This window comes from Acuticoccus kandeliae (assembly GCF_003073115.1).
The window spans coordinates 1,254,612-1,272,481 of record NZ_QBBV01000002.1; the positions used below are offsets into that span (position 1 = coordinate 1,254,612).

Consider the following 17,870-nt stretch of genomic DNA (forward strand, 5'->3'; position numbering starts at 1 on the left):
ATCCACCCTGCCCGCCATGTCGCGGGTCGCCCGCAGAGGAGTTCGCGCTCATGGTCAAGCTTGCCACTCTCCGCACCGCCACGGTGGCCGTCGCCGCCATCGCCGGTGCCACGTCCGCCCTCGCACAGGACATGCCGCCCGTCCCCGCCGCCATCCAGGAAGCCGGTGTCGTGCGCGTCGGCACCAAGTGCGACTACCCGCCGGAAGGTTTCCTCGACATGACCGGCAAGCCGGTCGGCGTCGAGGTCGCGATGGGCCACCAGATCGCCAAATACGCCTTCGGCGACGACGCCGAGGCCGAGATCGTGTGCGTCACCGCCGCGAACCGCATTCCGGCCCTCATCGGCAACAAGATCGACATCATCATCGCCACGATGGGCATCAACGCCGAGCGCGAAGAGGTCGTCGACTTCTCGCAGCCCTACGCGTGGTCGTCCTCGGGCGTCCTCGTGCGCGCCGACGAGGACATGGAGGCGCTCGCCGACTTCAACGGCAAGACCGTGGCCTTCATCAAGGGCGCGTGGCAGATCCCCTTCTTCGACGAGAGCTATCCGGACGTCGACAAGCTCCTCCTCGACGGCGTCTCCGACTCCCTCCAGGCGCTGATGCAGGGCCGCGTCGACGGCTACGCCCACGACACGCCCGTGCTCCTGTCGCTCGCGGCCAAGAACGACAAGGTCCGCGTGATCGACGAGGTCTACAAGATCGGCACCCGCGGCGCCGCGGTCCGTCCCGGCGAGACCGAGTGGCTCGACTACGTCAACGCCTCGCTGACGCGCATGGCGGACGAGGGCAAGTTCGACGCCTGGTTCAAGGAATATGCCGGCGACGAGGAGCTCGAGGACAAGCTGCGCTTCTGGGACATGAGCCTGATGCCGAAGAGCTGAGGCTCTAAGGCACCCACGCGGCGCGCCGTGATGATCGCCCCCCGCGCGGTCCTCCGATGACAAGCGCGCCGCGGGGTGCCGACCCGAGGACGGGACGCCGCCACACCGGCCGGCGCCTCCCCCTCGGCGGCGTGCGGGGGGCCTGCGAACAGCCCGCACGCCCACTCGATCAACTGCACGACCGCGCCCGCGCCACGCCGCCCCGCTCCGACCGGGGCCCGCCGGCCGCGCGCCGCACGAGACCGCCGCGCGCGCCCGTCCGCTCGCATCGCGCGGGCCGACCGCCCCGCCCAGCCGCCTCGGATCCCGCATGAAATATTCGTTCAGTTTTGCTTACATCTGGGGGGCGATGCCGGACCTCATGGCGGGGCTGGGGATGACGATCCTCCTCAGCATCCTGTCCATCGGCCTCGCCGTGATCATCGGCATCGTGTGCGCCTCGGCGCGCCTCTTCCGCGTCCCCGTCGCGAGCCAGATCGCGACCGGCTACGTCCACTTCATCCGCTCGACTCCGCTGCTCGTGCAGATCTTCTTCATCTTCTACGGCCTCGCCTCGGTCGGGCTCGGGCTCGGCGGGTTCTGGTCCGGCGTCCTCGCGCTCACCCTGTGGGGCGGGGCGTACATGACGGAGAATGTGCGCGGCGGCTTCGCGGGCGTGCCGGAGGGGCTGAAGGAGGCGTCGAACGCGCTCGGCCTGAAGCCCGGCCTCTATCTGCGCTTCGTCGCGCTCCCGATCGGCCTGCGCATCTGCATCCCGACGATCCTCAACACCTCGATCTCGGTCCTCAAGAACTCGTCCTACCTGCAGGCGATCGGCCTTGCCGAACTGACCTTCGCCGCGACGACGCGCGTCGCGATGGACTTCCGCACGCTCGAAATGTTCGCCGCCATCGGCGCGCTCTATCTCGCCCTCGTCCTCATCCTCTCCTGGGCGGTGCGGCGGCTGGAGCACCGTCTCCACAAACCCTTCAGGACGGCCTGACGCCATGGACCTCATCATCCAGACATTGCCGCTCCTGTGGCGCGGGCTCGTCGCGACCTTCCAGCTCGCCCTCCTCACCCTCGCCCTCGTCGCGGTGATCTCGGTCCTCTTCGGCATCATGTCCGTGTCGCGGCACGTCGTCGTGCGGTGGATCGCGATCGTCTACGTGGAGTTCTTCCGCGGCATCCCGCTGATCGTGAACCTGCTCTTCACCTATTTCGGCGCCCCGCTCATCGGCCTCTCGCTCGACCCGTTCACCTCCGCCACCGTCTCCCTCACCACCTGGGGCGCGGCGAACGGGGCGGAGATCGTGCGCGGCGGCTTCGCGGCGATCCCGCGCCACCAGGGCGAGAGCGCCGCCGCGCTCGCGCTGCGCCCGTGGGAGACGATGTGGTTCATCCTCCTGCCGCAGATCATCCTGCCGGTGCTCCCCTCCTTCACCGGCCTCTTCTCCATCCTCATCCAGGCGACCTCCCTCGCCTCCCTCGTCGGTGCGATGGAGTTCCTGCGCACCGCGCAGATCATCGTGGAGCGCTCGACGCTGATGACGGGCCACAGCCCGGCCTTCATCGTCTTCGGCTTCGTGCTGATCGTCTATTTCGTCATCTGCTTCAGCCTGAACCTCTTCACCGCCTGGCTCGAGCGCGTGATCGGCAGCCGCCGCGAGCGCCGCGTCAGCGCCCACTTCCAAACGGTCGACCCGGCATGAACGCCCCCTCCAAAGTCTCCGGCTTCCTCTCCGAGGCCCTCGCGCCCGAAATCGTGGACGGCGTCTACCGGCCGCTGCTCGCGCGCTCCTTCGCTCCCTCGCTCCCGGCCTTCGCCGCGATCAACCGCGCGCACGTGGTGATGCTCGCCGAGGCGGGGCTGATGCCGGCCGCGGTCGCCGCCGAGATCCTGCGCACCGTCGACGCGCTCGACCATGAGGGGGCCGCCGCCTTCACGCTCGATCCCGAGCGCGAGGACGCCTACTTCAACTACGAGGCCGAGCTTTTCGCCCGCATTGGGGCGACGGCAGGCTGGCTCCACATGGCCCGCTCGCGCAACGACCTGAAGGCGACGGCGGATCGGCTCCGCGCCCGCGACCTCGCCGAGCGCCTCTTCGAGGGGGTCCTCGCGCTCCGCGCCGCGCTTCTCACCTGCGCCGCTCCGCATTTCGCGACGGTGATGACCGGCTACACGCACCTACAGCACGCCCAGCCGATCACCTGGGGCTGGTATCTCCTCGGCATCGAGGCCGCGCTCCGGCGCGACGCGCAGCGCATCGGCGACGCGCTCGACCGGTTCGACGAGTGCCCCCTCGGCGCCGGCGCGCAGGCGGGCACCGAGTTCCCGATCGACCGCGCCCGCACCGCCACCCTCCTCGGCTTCCGCAAGGCGCAGGACCACCCGCTCGACGCCGTCGCCAACCGTGACGGGCTCAACGAACTCCTCTACGCTGCGACGTCCGCCGCTGCGACCATCGGGCGGATGGCGCAGGATTTCTACCTGATGGCTACCTTCGAGTTCGGCACGCTCGCCTTTCCGGACCGGATCGCGATCACCTCCTCGATCATGCCGCAGAAGAAGAATCTGGCGGTGCTCGAACACCTGAAGGCGCGCCCGGCCGCGCTCCTCGGCGCGCTCACGACGGCGATCGCTGCCGGCCGCGCCGTCCCGTTCGGCCACAGCCAGGAGAGCGGCCTCGAATCGACGCGCTGGATGTGGGACGCGCTCGGCGAGCTCGCCGAGATGCTGCCCGTCGCGCGCGTGGTCGTGGAATCGGCCGAGCCGAAGACAGAGCGCATGGCCGAGCTCGCGGCGGCGAACTTCGCGACGGCCACCGCGCTCGCCGACTGCCTCGTCTTCCACGGCATGACCTTCCGTGCCGCCCACCACATCGTCGGCCGCTTCGTGCGCCTGTCGCTCGACGGAAGCCCCCTCTCGCCGGCCGAGCGCCTCGCGCAGGCCGCCTCCGAGGTCGGCGAATCCTGCCCCGCGATCGCGCCCGAGGAGATCGCGCACGCGCTCGACCCTTCTGCGATCGTCACCGCGCAGTCCGGCACCGGGCCGAGCCGCGCCCAGTCCGAGACGCTCCGCGCCACCGCCGGGACCGCGCTCGACGCCGACGAGGCGCGCCTCGCCGCGTGGCGCGCGATGCGCGAGGACGCGGCGCGCGAGCTCGACGCCGCGATGGGCGCCATCGCCGGCACCGCCGCGGGGGCCGCCCCGTGACGCGGCCGGTCATCGAGGTCACCGCCCTCACCAAGACCTTCGCCAACGGGGTGAAGGCGCTCAACGGCGTCGACCTCACGGTCGATCGCGGCGAGGTCGTCGCCATTCTCGGCCCCTCGGGCTCGGGCAAGTCCACGCTGATCCGCTGCATGAACGGGCTCGAGACGATCACCTCCGGGGCGGTCGTCGTGGAGGGGGAGCGGGTCGATGGCGGCTCGGAGCGGAGCTGGCGCGGCGTGCGGCGTGAGCTCGGCATGGTCTTCCAGAATTACGCGCTCTTCCCCCATCTCGACGTGAAGACCAACGTCACCCTCGCCGCGACCCGCGCCGGCATCGTCAAAAAGCGCGACGCGGAGGCGCGGGCGCGCGAGCTCCTCGCGATGGTGGGGCTCGAGGAGAAGCTCCACTCGCGTGTTTCGGAGCTCTCCGGCGGCCAGCAGCAGCGCGTCGCGATCGTGCGTGCCATCGCGATGGAGCCGAAGGCGATGCTGTTCGACGAGCCGACCTCCGCGCTCGACCCCGAGATGGTCGGCGAGGTGCTCGCCGCGATGCGCCGCCTCGCCAAGGACGGGATGACGATGGTCGTCGTCACCCACGAGACCGGCTTCGCGCGCGAGGTCGCCGACCGCGTCGTCCTCATGGAGCACGGCGCGGTGGTGGAGATCGCGCCGCCGGAAGACTTCTTCACCGCACCCAAATCGCCCCGCACCCAGCGTTTCCTCGATCTCATCCTGCGCCACGACGGTTGAGCGCCTTTTTCCGAAGAGTCGAACCATGCCCGGTCCCACACCCGATCCCGTCGAACCGAACCGCTTCGAAGAGGCCCGCGACGCGGATGTCGTCATCATCGGCGGCGGCATCATCGGCGCCTCGGCCGCGCTCGAACTCGCCGAACGCGGCCTCAAGGTCGTGCTGTGCGACAAGGGGAAGATCGGGGCCGAGCAGTCGAGCCGGAACTGGGGCTGGGTCCGCCTCACCCAGCGCGACCCGCGCGAGATGCCGCTCATGGTGGAGAGCGTGCGGCTGTGGAAGTCGCTGAACGCGCGGATCGGCGACGACACGGGCTACCGCCAGTGCGGCATCACCTTCTCCTGCGCCTCGCAGGACGACATCGAGGTGATGGAGCCGTGGCTGGAGCGGCTCCAGGACTACCAGCTTCCCGCCCGCATGGCGTCCGCGGAGGAGGCGCTCGCCCCCTTCCCCGGCGCGAACGTCAACATCGCCGGCGCGCTCGTGAACGAGGCGGACGGGCGGGCGGAGCCGCAGAAGGCCGCGCCCGCGATCGCGCGCGCGGCACAGCGCCTCGGCGCGAAGATCCTGACCGACACCGCGGTGCGCACGGTGGAGCGGACCGGCGGCGCGGTCTCGGCGGTCGCGACCGAGCACGGGCGGATCAACTGCCGCGCCGTCCTCGTCGCGGGCGGTGCGTGGTCGCGCCTCTTCCTCGGCAATCTCGGCGTGACGCTGCCGCAGCTTCGGATGCGCAACACGGTGCTGCGCACCGCTCCGGTCGAAGGCGGGCCGGAGATGACGTTCAAGCATCGCGACTTCACGCTGCGCAAGCGCGCCGATGGCGGGTACACGATCGCGAGCATGCTGACCAATTGCTACGCGATCACGCCGGATTCCTTCCGCCTCCTGCGCGCTTTCATGCCCGCCATCCGCAACGAATGGTGGTCGCTCTCCTTCACCATCAATGGCGACTTCATCGACGAGATTCGCCGCAAGCGCCGCTGGTCGGGCGACGAGCGGACGCCGTTCGAGGACATGCGCATCCTCGACCCGACGCCCGACGAGAAGGCGATCCGCAAGGTGCTCGCGAGCCTTGAGGCGGCCTGGCCCGTCTTCCGCGGCGTGAAGGTCGAGCAGGTCTGGGCCGGCATGATGGACATCACCCCCGACGCGATCCCGGTGATCTCGCCGATCGATTCGATACCCGGCCTCTTCGTCGCAACGGGCTTCTCCGGCCACGGCTTCGGCCTCGGTCCGGGCGCGGGCCGCCTCGCGGCCGACCTCGTCGCCGGCACCGAGCCCGTCGTCAATCCGTACGAATTCCGCATCGGCCGCTTCACCGACGGCAGCCCCATCGCCCCGATCAGCGGCGTCGCCCGCCGCTGAGATCCGTCGCCCCGATCAGCCGAGCGCGACCTTCAGCGCGTCCGCGACGAGGGCCGCCTTGCGGCGGATATGGGGCACGGCAACGATCTCGAAGAAGCTGCCGCGGGTGAGCGCGCCGAGCGCATAGAGGCCCGCGACCGGCCGCCCCGCCCCGTCGAGCACCTCAGAGGCCCCGCTGGTCGCGATGCCGAGCCGGTTGGGGTCGGGCGCGACGAGACCCGCATGCGCGAGCCCCGCGAGCACCGGATGGCTCACAAGATCGAGGCTTGGCCCCGTCGCGTTGACGAGGAGGTCGACCCGGCGCGCGACGCCGCCGACCTTCGCCTCGATCGCGTCTCCATCCGCCCGCACGTCGCTCACGCGGCCGCGGGCGAGCGAGAGGCGGCCGGCCCGCATCAGCGCGTCGATGGCGGCCATGGATTCGGGTGCGGCGCGGTGGCGGTGGTGGAGCCAGTGGCGCGCCCCGTGCCGCCAGAAGGTCGCCTTCTGCGCCGGAGTCCACGCGCGCCAGATCGGCTCCACATGCGGGCGCGCCCCGTCGATCACCCGGTACCATCCGGTGGCGGGGTCCGCCTCGCGCCGCAGTGCGCGGCTCACGGTGCGCCACGCCTCCACGGGCGAGCGGCCGACGAGCGCGCCGCCCTCCGGCCAGGCCTCGACGATGGCGTCGGCAGGCGGCAGGAAGGCGCGCGCCGCGGTGAGGGTGAAGCGCGCCGCGGGGTCGGCCGCGTCGATCGCGAGCACGGCGTCGATGGCTGTGAGGCCGGTGCCGGCGATGAGCACGTCCTGCCCCGTCCGCCCCGCCGGCGGGACCGCCCATGGATCCTCCACGATGCGCGGATCGGTGATGCCGGGCGCAAGGCGGCGCGGCGGCAGGTTGCCGAGCGCGAGCACCACGGCACGGGCGGCGATCGGCTCGCCCTCCTCCAGCACCACGGAGAGGCCCGGCTCCACCGCGCGCACGCGCGTCCGCCGATGGCGCACGTCGCGGCCGGCGATGGCGTCGCGGAAGGCGGCGGTCAGGAAGTCGCCATAGAGGCCGCGCGGGGCGTAGCCGTGCGGGACAGAGCGCGGCGCGACCCGCGCGAGCCAGTCGCCGAAGCGCGGATCGCCGGGCTCGACCTCCATGTCCATCTTGTCGGCGGGGACGTTGAGGAGGTGCATCGGAAAGGACGTCGCGTAGGCAAGGCCCCGGCCGATCTCGGCGGCGGGCTCCACCACATCGATCCCCTCGACCCCGCGCCGCAGCAGCGCCATCACGAGCCACGCCGCGGCGGCACCGCCCCCGACGATCACCACCCGTCCATCGGTCATGGGGCTAGATCGCCTCGTGCACGATGCGCCCGCCGACCATGGTGAGGCGGCTCGACAGGGATTGCAGCGCCGCGTCGTCCGCCGTCAGCGGATCGATGTCGAGGATCGCGAGGTCGGCATAGCGGCCGGGCGTCAGCGGGCCCTTCACCGCCTCCTCGAAGGTGAGCGGCGCGCCCGCCACCGTCAGCGAGCGCAGCGCCTGGTGGCGCGTCAGACGCTCCGACGGGCCGAGCACCACCCCGTCCGAGCGGCGGCTGCGCGCGCACATCGACCACAGCGTGAAGCCCGGATTGTAGGGGATGTTGTCGGTCGCGCTCGCCGCCTCGATGCCGAGATCGAGGAGCGTCTTCATCGGGGTGAGCCCGTCCCCGCGCGCCGGGTCGTAGCGGTGGCCGCCCTTCCAGACGAAATAGACGGGGATGGTCGTCACCAGCACGTCGAGCCGCGCGAGGCGTTCGAGCGTCGCCCGGTCGGTCTGGCCGATGTGCTGGATCACCCAGCGCTTGCCCGCGATCGGTCGCTTCGCGGAGACCCGCTCCAGGATCTCGACGACGGCGCGAAGCTGATCGGAGACGATCGTGTTGAGGCGGATGTCGTGCTCGGCGCACAGATGGCAGATCGCCTCGAACGTCGCCGGATCGTTCGCCTGCTCGACGAAGCCCGACCAGCCGCAATTGGGAAGCGCGTCGCGCGAGAGCGCGGCCATGCAGGGGTCGCCGCCGAAGGCGAGGTGGATGCCGCTGATGCGCAGCCACGGGTCGCCGAGCCCGGCCCCCCGCGCATAGGCGAGCCAGTCGCGCATCGCCGCCGCCGCCTCCGCGACGTCGGCCCACACGGGGCTGAGGACGAGCCCCGCGCGCACCGTCAGTTCGCCCCGCTCCCAGAGGTCACGATAGAGGCCGACGACCGCGGGGGCCGAGCCGTGCCCCTCATAGACGCTGGTGGTGCCGACGCCGTTATAAAGCTGCATCGAGCGCACGAGCCCGCGCATCCGCTCCTCGCGGGTGAAGGCGGGGACGGCGCCGAGCACGTCGAACTCCACCATCGGGCGCGGGTTGTGTTCCATGATGATGCCGGTCGGCTCGCCGGTCGCATCGGTGAGGATCTCGATCCCGCCGACGCGGGGGCGGGTGTCGCCTGTGATCCCGTTCGCCGTGAGCGCGCGGGAATTGAGGCAGGTGGTGCCGGGGGGCGTCCCCCAGTTGCCGAAGAGGCCGGGGATGCAGACGGGGTGCTCGGTGGTGGCGGCGTCGAGGTCGGCCCGGTCGGGCGGGCGCTTGTCCTCCAGCCGGGCGACGCCGTCGAAGAAATAAGGCGGCTCGCCGAGCGGCATCGTGACGATCCACTCACCCGGCGGGGTCTTCGCCGCGATGCCCCGGATGAGGGCGACGATGTCGGCGATCGAGCGGCAGTCGGCGAGCGAGGGCCGGATCCGCTTCAACCCTTCCCGCTCCATGTGGGCGTGGGCGTCGTTGAAGCCGGGGATCAGCGTCGCCCCGTCCATCTCGATGATCCGCGCCCCGGCCGGCGCGGCGGCGAGGAGGTCCGCCGCGCGCCCGACGCTGTGGACGCGATCGCCCGCGACGGCCACCGCCTCGGCGACGGTGTCGGCCGCGTCGAGCGTGCGCACGCGGCCGGTGACGAGGATGGTGTCGATCGGGAGGCGGCTGTCAGGCACTGGGGCGGTACCAGGGGAAGATGCGCCGGCAGAGGGCGACGAAGAGACGGTCGCATGTGTAGCCGAGCGCGCCGAGAAGGATGAGCCCGGCGAACATGATATCCACGCGGAAGAGCTGGTGGCCCATCGACATCATGTAGGCGACGCCCGCGCGCGCCCCGGCGAGCTCGGCCGCGACGAGGACGATGAGCGCGACGGCGATCCCCTGCCGCATCCCCGCGATGATGAAGGGGAGCGAGGCCGGCAGGATGATGAAGCGCAGCGTCTGGAGCCGGTTCGCGCCGAGGCAGGCCGCCGAGCGCAGATAAACCTGATGGACGTCGCGCACGCCGATGAACGTGTTGATCCAGATCGGGAAGAAGGCGCCGGTCGCGACGAGGGCGACCTTCGCCCCCTCGCCGATCCCGAACCACAGCACCGACACCGGGACGAGCGCGATGACGGGCAGTGAGCGCAGGCCATGGAGCAGCGGCTCGATCAGCTCCCGCACCACAACGATGCGCGCCGTCGCGACGCCGACCATCACGCCGAGACAGGCCGCGATCGCGAAGCCCGTCCCCGCGCGGCCGAGGCTGACGAGGATGTTGTAGGGGATCTCGCCCGACAGGATCATCGGGAAGGCGGTCGCGAGCACCTTGGAGGGCGGTGGGAAGAGGACGGGGTTCAGCACCGTCCCGATCCGCGGCAGCAGCTCCCACAGGCCGAAGAAGATGAGGACGCCGAGGATGTTGAGCATGACGCCGATCCGGCGGCGGCGGCGCTCGGCCCGCGTGTGGGCGAGGAGGAATTCGGCGGCGATCGCGTCCGCTTCGGCCGGCGTCAGGGAGGGCGGGCGCACGGTCACGGGGTCGTCGCGCTCGCGGTCAGGCTCGAATCCTCGTGCAGCAGTCCGTTGATCCGTGTGTACCAATTTGCGAACGCTCCGGAGCCGCGATCGCGCGGATGCGGCATGTCGATGGTCAGGACCGTTTTGACGCTGCCCGGATGGGCCGACATCACGACGACCTCGTCGGCGAGGAAGACGGCTTCGTCGATATTGTGCGTGACGAAGACGATGCTGAGATTGAGCCGCTTGGCAAGGCGCAGCAGCTCTTCCTGGAGGTTGACGCGGGTGAGCGCGTCGACCGCCGCGAAGGGCTCGTCCATGAGGACGACGTCCGGATGGGTGGCGAGCGCGCGGGCGACCGCGACGCGCTGGCGCATCCCGCCCGAGAGTTCGTGCGGGTAGCGCTCGGCCGCGCGCGTCATGCCCACCATCTCGAGGAGTTCGTCGGAGCGGGCGCGCCGCTCCGAGGCCTTCATCCCCGCGACGCGGAGGCCGAACTCGACATTCTGGCGGACCGTGAACCACGCGAAGAGCGCGTATTCCTGGAAGACCACGCTGCGGTCCGGCCCAGGCCGCTTGATCGGCGCGCCGCTGAGCGTCACCGCCCCGCGTGTCGGCGACATGAACCCCGCGATGAGCTGCAGCAAGGTGGTCTTGCCGCAGCCCGAGGGGCCGACGAGGCACGTGAACCGCCCCTCCTCGATGGAGAGGCTGACATTCTGGAGCGCCCACGTCGGCTGCCCGTCGCTGCCGACATAGAGGTGGGAGACGTCGCGGGCGTCGATCAGGGCCATGTTGCCGCCGGGATCAGAGGGTGACGCGGTCCGGCGCCACCGCCATCAGCGGCCCCGGCGCGATGAGGCTCGTCATCATCTCGGCGACGTCGCCCTCCGGCTTCTCGACGAGGCCGGCCGAGATCGCCCATTCGGCCTGGGTGATGAGGTCGGTGAGGAACTTCTTCGACAGCTCCGTGCGGAACTCGAACACCGACGTCATCGTCTTGATGAAGTCGGGCTCGGCGCGCACGCGGTCGGCGATGACTTCCGGCCAGGTGTCGTTCCCGGTGATGTAGGCCTCGGCGTCGAGGATCGCCTTCACCGCGCCTTCTGCGAGCTCCGGCTTGTCGGCGAGGACGGCCTCGTTCGTCAGCAGGCACTGGTGGCTGACGAAGAACTCCTCGATCCCCTCCTGCGTCATCTCCACGATCTGGCCGCCCGCCGCCTCGACCGCCATGGCGGAGGCCTGCGAGGTCCAGGAGAAGCCGTCGACGTCGCCGCGCAGGGTCGCCGCCATCATGTCGCTCGGGCTGAGGTCGACGATGGTGACGTCGGCGTCGGAGAGGCCGGCCATCGTGAGATAGCGCGACAGCATGTACTGGCCGCTGGTGCCGACGCGGGTCGCGATGGTCTTGCCCTTCAGCGAAGCCGGGTCGTCGGTGGTGGCGGCGCCGTCGCGCACGGCGATCTTCATGTCGCGCGAATAGCGGCTGTAGACGGCGATCACCATCGGCTTCAGGCCGCGAAGGCCCGCGAAGGTGACGGGTGTGTCGGTCGCGGTCGCGAAGTCGGCCGAGCCGCCGAGGAGGGCCTGCATCGATTCGCGCCCGGTCGGGAAGTCGAGCGCCTGGAGGGCGATCCCGTTCTTGGCCCAGGCGTCGATCCCCTCGGCGACGAAGGCGCCGGCCCAGGTGTAGCCGGTGCTGCCATAGGCCATCGTGGCGGGCATCGCCTGCGCGAAGGCGAGGCGCGGCATCGTCGCGCCGAAGGCGGCGCCACCGAGGGCAGCGAGGGCGGAGCGGCGAGTGAGTTGCATGTATATCCCCCTATTCGGCCGCTTGTGTCATCGGGCGGCGATGGCTCGACCGGATGCGAGATCCGTGCCAGCAAGGCGCAACCAACCGTTGCCGATTTCCTCGCTAAGTCATCGGGTTATTGCCTGGAAACGGGGCACGCCGCTACCGGGCTTATCGAATGGGCACCGCCTTTCCCCAGCCGGCGCGTCCCAGTCGCCGCGATGGCGATTCGAATGCACACAAATGATCTCCCCGATCGCGGCCTATCCACGGACGCGAGTTCGCGTGACGACACACGCTGAGGACGAATTGGCATGCGGCGCAGGCCGGCCGTTCGCCCGGCTGCAAAGCGCGAGATTTAGGCGCGCTCAGAATTCGACCAATCTGCCCGCACCAACACGCGGCCTTCTCGAAACATCGCATGTTTCCAACTGGTTAGATTGTTGTCCAGGCATCCGAAAACCTTCGCAAAACTGCCGAAATACCGCCTGGACACAAATATAAATGCATGGCAGCATGCGCTCGCTGACGTGATCTGTGATCACAGAAAACACGGGAGAATGCCGCCCACGTGCGCCGGGAGCGCCGCCGAGAGACGACGGCCCCAACCCCTCCATAAGCACGCCGGCAATCGCGGGCCCCGCACCACGCGCGGTGACCCCATGACCCTCCGCCGCGGTCGAGAAAAAAGAAGAGAACATGGCGTCATCGAACAAAGTCATCATCAGCTGCGCGATTACCGGGGCGATCCACACGCCCTCTATGTCCCCCTACCTCCCCATCACGCCCGATGAGATCGCCGAGTCCGCGATCGGGGCGGCCGAGGCAGGCGCCGCCATCGTCCACCTCCACGCCCGCAATCCGGAAGACGGCTCGCCCGTGCAGACGGCCGAGGCGTTCATGCGCTTCCTGCCGCGCATCAAGTCGTCCTGCGACGCGGTGATCAACATAACCACGGGCGGCGGGCCGGGGATGCCGGTCGAGGAACGCGTCGGCCCGGCCGCGACGCTGAAGCCGGAACTCGCCTCGCTCAACATGGGCACGATGAACTTCGCGCTCTTCCCGATGCTGAACCGCTTCAAGGAATTCAAATATAGCTGGGAGCGCGAGCATCTGGAGAAGAGCCGCGCCGGCCTCTTCAAGAACACCTTCTCCGACATCGAGTACATCTTGCAGACCTGCGCCGACAACGGCAGCAAGTTCGAGTTCGAGTGCTACGATATCGGCCACCTCTACAATCTCGCCCACTTCGTCGACCGCGGCATCGTCAAGGCGCCGATCTTCGTCCAGTCGGTCTTCGGCATCCTCGGCGGCATCGGCACGCATCCTGAAGACGTCATGATGATGAAGCGCACCGCCGACCGCCTCTTCGGCGACGACTATCGCTGGTCCGTCCTCGGTGGCGGGCGCAACCAGATGCCGATCGCGGCGATGTCGGCGGCGATGGGCAGCAACGTGCGCGTCGGCCTCGAGGACTCGCTGTGGGACGGTCCCGGCAAGCTCGCCGAGAGCAACGCCGCCCTCGTCACGCGCGTGCGCCAGATCATCGAGAGCCTCGGCCGCGAGATCGCGACGCCGGATGAGGCGCGTCAAATTCTCGGCCTCAAGGGGCCCGGCGCGGTCGGCTTCTAAGCCGCGCCGCACGCCGCCAAAGGACAGGAAAGATGGATAAGATCGCGGTCATCGGGGCAGGCCTCATCGGCAGAAGCTGGGCGATCGTGTTCGCCCGCGCCGGCCACGACGTCACCGTCTACGACCTCAACCCCGATGCGCTCGAACCCTCGCGCAAGACGATGCTCGGCAATCTCGGCGACCTCGCCGCCGCCGGGCTCATCGAGGAGGCGCCGGACACCGTCGCCGCCCGCGTGCGCTTCACCCCCTCCCTCCCCGAGGCGATGGAGGGGGCGGACTATGTGCAGGAGAGCGCGCTCGAACGGCTCGACGTGAAGAAGAGCGTCTTTGCCGAACTCGACGCCCTCGCCCCGCCCGAGACCATCCTCGCGAGCTCGGCCTCGTTCGCGCCGGTCTCCTCCTTCGCGTCCGAGCTTGAGGGGCGCGCGCGCTGCATCGTCGCCCACCCGGTGAACCCGCCCTACCTCGTCCCCGTCGTGGAGCTCGTCCCCGCCCCCTTCACCGAGGAGGTGGTGGTGGAGCGCACCCACGCGCTGATGACGCGGGTGAAGCAGAAGCCCGTCGTGATCCGCAAGGAGATCTACGGTTTCGTCCTCAACCGCCTCCAGGCCGCGCTCGTCAACGAGGCCTTCCGGCTCGTCGAGGACGGCGTCACCACCCCCGCCGAGCTCGACATCACCGTCAGCGACGGGCTTGGCCTGCGCTGGTCCTTCATGGGCCCGTTCGAGACGATCGACCTCAACGCGCCGGGCGGCGTCGCCGACTACACCGACCGCGCCAAGAAGCCCTTCCAGCGCCTCGCCGAGGAACAGAGCGACGTGCGTGACTGGTCGCCCGAATTCCTCGCCTCGATCCTGAAGGCGGCCCGCACCGACCGGCCCGAGGCCAGTCTCGGCGCGCTGCAGGATTGGCGCGACCGCCGCCTCATGGCCCTCGCCGGGCACAAGCTGAAGGCGCAGAAGGAGCACAAGAAAGATCCCGCCTGAACAGGCGGCGCGCGACCGGTCGGCGCAAGCCGGCCGGGGCCGTCATCAGCGGCGGCGACAGACCATCCAATAAATAAAAAATCTTTGGAGGAAACACACATGAAAAAAGACAGCTTGATGAACCAGATTTCCCGCCGCTCGTTGCTGCGTGCGGGTGCGGCCGGCGGCGCTGCCGGCGCGGTCTTCTTCGGCCCGTTCCGGCAAAACCGGATCTATGCTTCGGCCGCCGAGAAGCCGATCAAGGTCGGCCTCACGATGGACGCCAGCGGCATGTACGCCAACAGCGGCCAGTCCGAGCGGCGCGGCGCGATCCTCGCGATCGAGGAGTTCAACGACAAGGGCGGCGTGCTGGGCCGGCCGATCGAGCACATCTGGTACGACACGGAGACGACGCCGCAGACCGGCACGCGCGTCGCCGAGCGCATGATCACGCGCGACAATGTCCACTTCATGGTGGGCGCGGTGCAGTCGGGCGTCGCCAACGCGATCTCGCAGGTCGCGCAGAAATATGGCTGCATCTACCTCAACACGAACTCCTCCTCGCCGACCGAGGCGGGCGAGAACTGCCACCGCGTGAAGTTCGTCTTCGACGGCAACGGCGAGAACTTCACCCGCGCGACCAGCAAGAGCGCCATCGACACCTTCGGCAAGCGCTGGCTGATCATCTACAGCGACTATGTCTGGGGCCAGGACACCAAGGAGGCGACGAAGTCGGTCGCCACCAGCTATGGCGCCGAGATCATGGACGAGGTGCCCGTCCCCGTCGGCACGCGCGACTTCTCCGGCTTCCTCCTGCGCATCCAGCAGGCGAAGCCCGACGTCGTCGCGACGGCGATCGGCGGTGACGACTACAAGGTCCTGCGCCAGCAGGTGCGCGACATGGGCCTCGAGACCCAGATCGCCTGGGTCGGCAACCAGCAGGACTGGCCGGACATCTACGGCCTCGGCACGGACGCGGCCTTCGGCGTCTTCGGCACGACCTTCTACCACTATCTCGACCTGCCGGGCGTTCCGGAGTTCGTGGCGAAGTACAAGGCCCGCTATCCGGAGACCCGCGTCGCGGTGCCCGGCAACGTCTTCCACCAGGGCTACATGGCGACCCGCGAGATCCTGCGCGTCATCGAGGAGACCGGCGGCACGGACAACATGAAGATCATCAAGGCGCTCGAAGGGCGCAAGATGAGCGCCGAGGACCGTCTCCAGCACTTCGACGCCGTGATCGACGCGGACTCCCACCACGTCCAGCAGACGATCTACCTCGCCACCGGCAACGACAAACCGCGCGACGAGACCGACTATTTCAAGATCCTCGCGCAGGCCAAACCAGAGGAGGTCCGCTCCGAAGCGGAAGCCAACTGCAAGCTCGAATCCTACGACGACACCCCGAGCTACGACCAGGGCTGAGCCTACGTCCGACGGGGATCGGCCGCCGCGTGCGGCCGGTCCCCTCCCGCCCTCTGGGAAGATGAAGGTCCAATGTCCACCGCCACCTGGCTTCTGCCGCACCTCATCAATGGTGTCGCGCTCGGGCTTCTGTTCGCGCTGATCGCGCTCGGCTTCATGCTGATCATCGGCGTGATGGAGGTGATCAACCTCGCGCACGGCTCGATCTTCGCGCTCGGCGCCTATGTCGCGCTCGCCATCATGGCGCCCGATGGCGGGCTGCCGTTCGCGTTCATGGATCCCTATTACGCGCTGCCGCCCTGGCCGCGCTATGCGATCGCGCTCGTGGTCTCGCCCATCCTCGTCGGTGCGGCGTGCATGCTCCTGGAGCTCTGCCTGCGCCCGACCTACGGCAAGGACCCGCTCTACGGGCTCCTCCTGACCTTCGGCGCCGCGCTGGTCATCGAGGAGATGATCCGCCTCGTCTGGGGCTCGTCCGAATATTATCTGCCGATCCCGCGCGACATCTCCGGCGGGTTCATCTTCGCGGACCTCATCTATTCCACCTATCGCATCTACGCGGCGATCTTCGCCTGCGCGATGATCGCGCTCCTGTGGTTCTTCCTGAACCGCACGCCCTATGGGGCCGTCATCAAGGCGGGTGCGCACGACAACGAGATGGTGCGCGCGCTCGGCTTCAATCTGAGCCGCCTGCGCCTCCTCGTCTTCGCCTTCGGCTGCGCGCTGGCGGCGATCTCCGGCATCATCATGGCGCCGATCTGGGGCGTGCGGCCGGTCGTCGGCGTCGACGCGGTGATCCCGGCCTTCGTCATCATCGTGCTCGGCGGCGTCGGCAGCTTCTGGGGCGCGGTCACGGCGGGAATCCTCGTCGGTCTCGCCGTCGCGCTGACGGCGGCCTTCCTGCCCGACTGGTCGCTGATCTCGATGTATCTCCTGCTTCTCGCCGTCGTCACCGTGCGGCCCCGTGGCCTTGCCGGCCGCGCCAGCATCCTGGAGCGCTGACATGAGCGACGCGCCCCGCCGCCTCGGCCGGTGGATCAACCTTCCCATTCTTCTCAGCTTCGCCGTCTTCGGCACGCTGCCCTACTGGGTGGAGGCGATCGGCCTCTACCAATATCTGGGCCTCGAGATCATGGTCTGGGTGATCTTCGCGCTCGGCTACAACCTGCTCCTCGGCTATGCGGGCCTGCCCTCCTTCGGGCATGGCGCCTTCATCGGGATCGGCGCCTACGCGTTCGGCGTCACCCAGTTCGACCTCGTTGCGAACCTGTGGGTCTGCCTCATCGCCGCCGTGGTCATCACCGGGCTCTGCGGCCTCGTCGCGGCGCTCCTCGTGTCGCGACGGCGCGGCATCTATTTCGCGCTGATGACGATCGCGATCGGCCAGGTCTTCTTCTTCATCGCCTCCAAATGGACGTCGGTGACGGGGGGCGAGGACGGGCTTCTCAACATCGAGCGCCTGCCGGTCGATCTCGGCTTCATCTCGATCGACATCCACGACACGGCGTCGCTCTACTATCTCGCCTTCGCCGCCTACGCGGTGGTGGTCGTGCTCCTGTGGCGCCTCGTCCACTCCCCGTTCGGCCGCATTCTCGGCGCGATCCGCCAGAACGAGGAGCGCGTGCGCTTCCTCGGCTACAACGTGTTCCTCTACAAGGCGATCGCCTTCGTCCTGTCGGCGGCGGTCGCGGGGCTCGCCGGCGGCCTCTTCGCGATGGCCCAGGAAGGCGCCTACATCCAGATCATGAGCCTGCAATGGTCGGGCACCGTCGTCCTTATGACGCTGATCGGCGGCGGCCTCGTCAGCTTCTGGGGCCCGGTCTTCGGGGTGATCCTCTACTTCATCGCCCGCGACATTCTCGGCGCCTACACCGAGGGCTGGCTCCTGTGGTTCGGGCTGATGTTCATGCTCCTCGTGATGTTCAAGCCGGAAGGCCTCGCGGGCATCTGGCGGGACACCACGCGCAGCCTCCATCCGCGACAGGGGGCGCGCGGCGCCCGCGCCGCCGTCCCCAACCAGACACCGGCGGAGTGATC

16 protein-coding genes are annotated in these 17,870 nt (G+C 69.3%); 11 read left to right on the plus strand and 5 right to left on the minus strand.

Annotated features, from left to right (window positions below; translation table 11 throughout):
- Positions 1-50 precede the first annotated feature (50 nt).
- From DBV35_RS18470 to DBV35_RS18495, 6 genes are all read left to right on the plus strand, one after another.
- A complete protein-coding gene (locus DBV35_RS18470) occupies positions 51-887 on the plus strand; it encodes a transporter substrate-binding domain-containing protein (protein WP_108661763.1) in 837 nt (278 codons plus the stop codon).
- A gap of 310 nt (positions 888-1,197) precedes the next feature.
- Positions 1,198-1,869, plus strand: coding sequence for an amino acid ABC transporter permease (locus DBV35_RS18475; protein ID WP_205648723.1), 672 nt, complete (start codon positions 1,198-1,200; stop codon positions 1,867-1,869).
- 4 nt (positions 1,870-1,873) lie between these two features.
- Complete coding sequence (locus tag DBV35_RS18480) at positions 1,874-2,578, plus strand: amino acid ABC transporter permease (protein ID WP_108661765.1); 705 nt, start codon at positions 1,874-1,876, stop codon at positions 2,576-2,578.
- Complete coding sequence (gene argH / locus DBV35_RS18485; RefSeq protein ID WP_108661766.1) at positions 2,575-4,083, plus strand: argininosuccinate lyase; 1,509 nt, start codon at positions 2,575-2,577, stop codon at positions 4,081-4,083. The genes DBV35_RS18480 and argH overlap by 4 nt, the downstream gene beginning before the upstream one ends.
- On the plus strand, positions 4,080-4,832 hold the full coding sequence (locus DBV35_RS18490; RefSeq protein ID WP_108661767.1) for an amino acid ABC transporter ATP-binding protein: 753 nt from the start codon (positions 4,080-4,082) through the stop codon (positions 4,830-4,832). The genes argH and DBV35_RS18490 overlap by 4 nt, the downstream gene beginning before the upstream one ends.
- 25 nt (positions 4,833-4,857) lie before the next feature.
- Positions 4,858-6,201 (plus strand): NAD(P)/FAD-dependent oxidoreductase, encoded by a 1,344-nt coding sequence (locus tag DBV35_RS18495; protein ID WP_108661768.1) that lies wholly within the window; start codon positions 4,858-4,860, stop codon positions 6,199-6,201.
- 15 nt (positions 6,202-6,216) lie between these two features.
- Here DBV35_RS18495 and DBV35_RS18500 read toward each other — a convergent pair whose 3' ends face one another.
- From DBV35_RS18500 to DBV35_RS18520, 5 genes are read right to left on the minus strand one after another with little or no spacing between them, the layout of a single operon-like run.
- On the minus strand, positions 6,217-7,515 hold the full coding sequence (locus DBV35_RS18500; protein WP_108661769.1) for an FAD/NAD(P)-binding protein: 1,299 nt from the start codon (positions 7,513-7,515) through the stop codon (positions 6,217-6,219).
- A gap of 4 nt (positions 7,516-7,519) precedes the next feature.
- Complete coding sequence (locus DBV35_RS18505) at positions 7,520-9,193, minus strand: amidohydrolase (RefSeq protein WP_205648724.1); 1,674 nt, start codon at positions 9,191-9,193, stop codon at positions 7,520-7,522.
- Positions 9,186-10,037 (minus strand): ABC transporter permease, encoded by an 852-nt coding sequence (locus DBV35_RS18510; RefSeq protein WP_205648725.1) that lies wholly within the window; start codon positions 10,035-10,037, stop codon positions 9,186-9,188. The genes DBV35_RS18505 and DBV35_RS18510 overlap by 8 nt, the downstream gene beginning before the upstream one ends.
- Positions 10,034-10,813, minus strand: coding sequence for an ABC transporter ATP-binding protein (locus DBV35_RS18515; RefSeq protein WP_108661770.1), 780 nt, complete (start codon positions 10,811-10,813; stop codon positions 10,034-10,036). Before DBV35_RS18515 ends, DBV35_RS18510 begins: the two co-directional genes overlap by 4 nt.
- Positions 10,814-10,826: 13 nt before the next feature.
- The gene (locus DBV35_RS18520) at positions 10,827-11,831 is read right to left on the minus strand and encodes an ABC transporter substrate-binding protein (RefSeq protein ID WP_108661771.1); all 1,005 of its coding nucleotides are present in this window, start codon (positions 11,829-11,831) and stop codon (positions 10,827-10,829) included.
- Positions 11,832-12,510: 679 nt separating this feature from the next.
- Between DBV35_RS18520 and kce the strand changes: the two genes are divergently transcribed.
- The 5 genes from kce to DBV35_RS18545 all read left to right on the plus strand — a co-directional run bounded on the left by kce (position 12,511) and on the right by DBV35_RS18545 (position 17,868).
- Positions 12,511-13,443: a 3,5-dioxohexanoate:acetyl-CoA acetone transferase gene (gene kce, locus DBV35_RS18525; RefSeq protein ID WP_108661772.1), complete on the plus strand. Its 933-nt coding sequence runs from the start codon at positions 12,511-12,513 to the stop codon at positions 13,441-13,443.
- A gap of 32 nt (positions 13,444-13,475) precedes the next feature.
- Entirely contained in the window at positions 13,476-14,429 is a 954-nt protein-coding gene (locus tag DBV35_RS18530; protein WP_108661773.1) for a 3-hydroxyacyl-CoA dehydrogenase, read from the plus strand.
- 99 nt (positions 14,430-14,528) lie between these two features.
- A complete protein-coding gene (locus DBV35_RS18535) occupies positions 14,529-15,833 on the plus strand; it encodes an ABC transporter substrate-binding protein (RefSeq protein WP_205648726.1) in 1,305 nt (434 codons plus the stop codon).
- 72 nt (positions 15,834-15,905) lie between these two features.
- Entirely contained in the window at positions 15,906-16,835 is a 930-nt protein-coding gene (locus DBV35_RS18540) for a branched-chain amino acid ABC transporter permease (protein ID WP_108661774.1), read from the plus strand.
- A 1-nt stretch (position 16,836) separates the two neighbouring features.
- Positions 16,837-17,868 carry a branched-chain amino acid ABC transporter permease gene (locus tag DBV35_RS18545; RefSeq protein WP_108661775.1) on the plus strand — a complete coding sequence of 344 codons (1,032 nt, stop codon included), beginning with the start codon at positions 16,837-16,839 and terminating at the stop codon, positions 17,866-17,868.
- Positions 17,869-17,870: the final 2 nt, after the last annotated feature.

Excerpts from the sequence above, each read along its gene's own strand:
- DBV35_RS18540 (WP_108661774.1), top strand. The coding sequence starts at position 15,906 with ATGTCCACCGCCACCTGGCTTCTGCCGCACCTCATCAATGGTGTCGCG.
- DBV35_RS18530 (WP_108661773.1), top strand. The coding sequence starts at position 13,476 with ATGGATAAGATCGCGGTCATCGGGGCAGGCCTCATCGGCAGAAGCTGG.
- DBV35_RS18535 (WP_205648726.1), top strand. The coding sequence starts at position 14,529 with ATGAAAAAAGACAGCTTGATGAACCAGATTTCCCGCCGCTCGTTGCTG.
- DBV35_RS18495 (WP_108661768.1), top strand. The coding sequence starts at position 4,858 with ATGCCCGGTCCCACACCCGATCCCGTCGAACCGAACCGCTTCGAAGAG.
- DBV35_RS18500 (WP_108661769.1), bottom strand. The coding sequence starts at position 7,515 with ATGACCGATGGACGGGTGGTGATCGTCGGGGGCGGTGCCGCCGCGGCG.
- kce (WP_108661772.1), top strand. The coding sequence starts at position 12,511 with ATGGCGTCATCGAACAAAGTCATCATCAGCTGCGCGATTACCGGGGCG.
- argH (WP_108661766.1), top strand. The coding sequence starts at position 2,575 with ATGAACGCCCCCTCCAAAGTCTCCGGCTTCCTCTCCGAGGCCCTCGCG.
- DBV35_RS18475 (WP_205648723.1), top strand. The coding sequence starts at position 1,198 with ATGAAATATTCGTTCAGTTTTGCTTACATCTGGGGGGCGATGCCGGAC.
- DBV35_RS18545 (WP_108661775.1), top strand. The coding sequence starts at position 16,837 with ATGAGCGACGCGCCCCGCCGCCTCGGCCGGTGGATCAACCTTCCCATT.
- DBV35_RS18470 (WP_108661763.1), top strand. The coding sequence starts at position 51 with ATGGTCAAGCTTGCCACTCTCCGCACCGCCACGGTGGCCGTCGCCGCC.
- DBV35_RS18520 (WP_108661771.1), bottom strand. The coding sequence starts at position 11,831 with ATGCAACTCACTCGCCGCTCCGCCCTCGCTGCCCTCGGTGGCGCCGCC.
- DBV35_RS18515 (WP_108661770.1), bottom strand. The coding sequence starts at position 10,813 with ATGGCCCTGATCGACGCCCGCGACGTCTCCCACCTCTATGTCGGCAGC.
- DBV35_RS18480 (WP_108661765.1), top strand. The coding sequence starts at position 1,874 with ATGGACCTCATCATCCAGACATTGCCGCTCCTGTGGCGCGGGCTCGTC.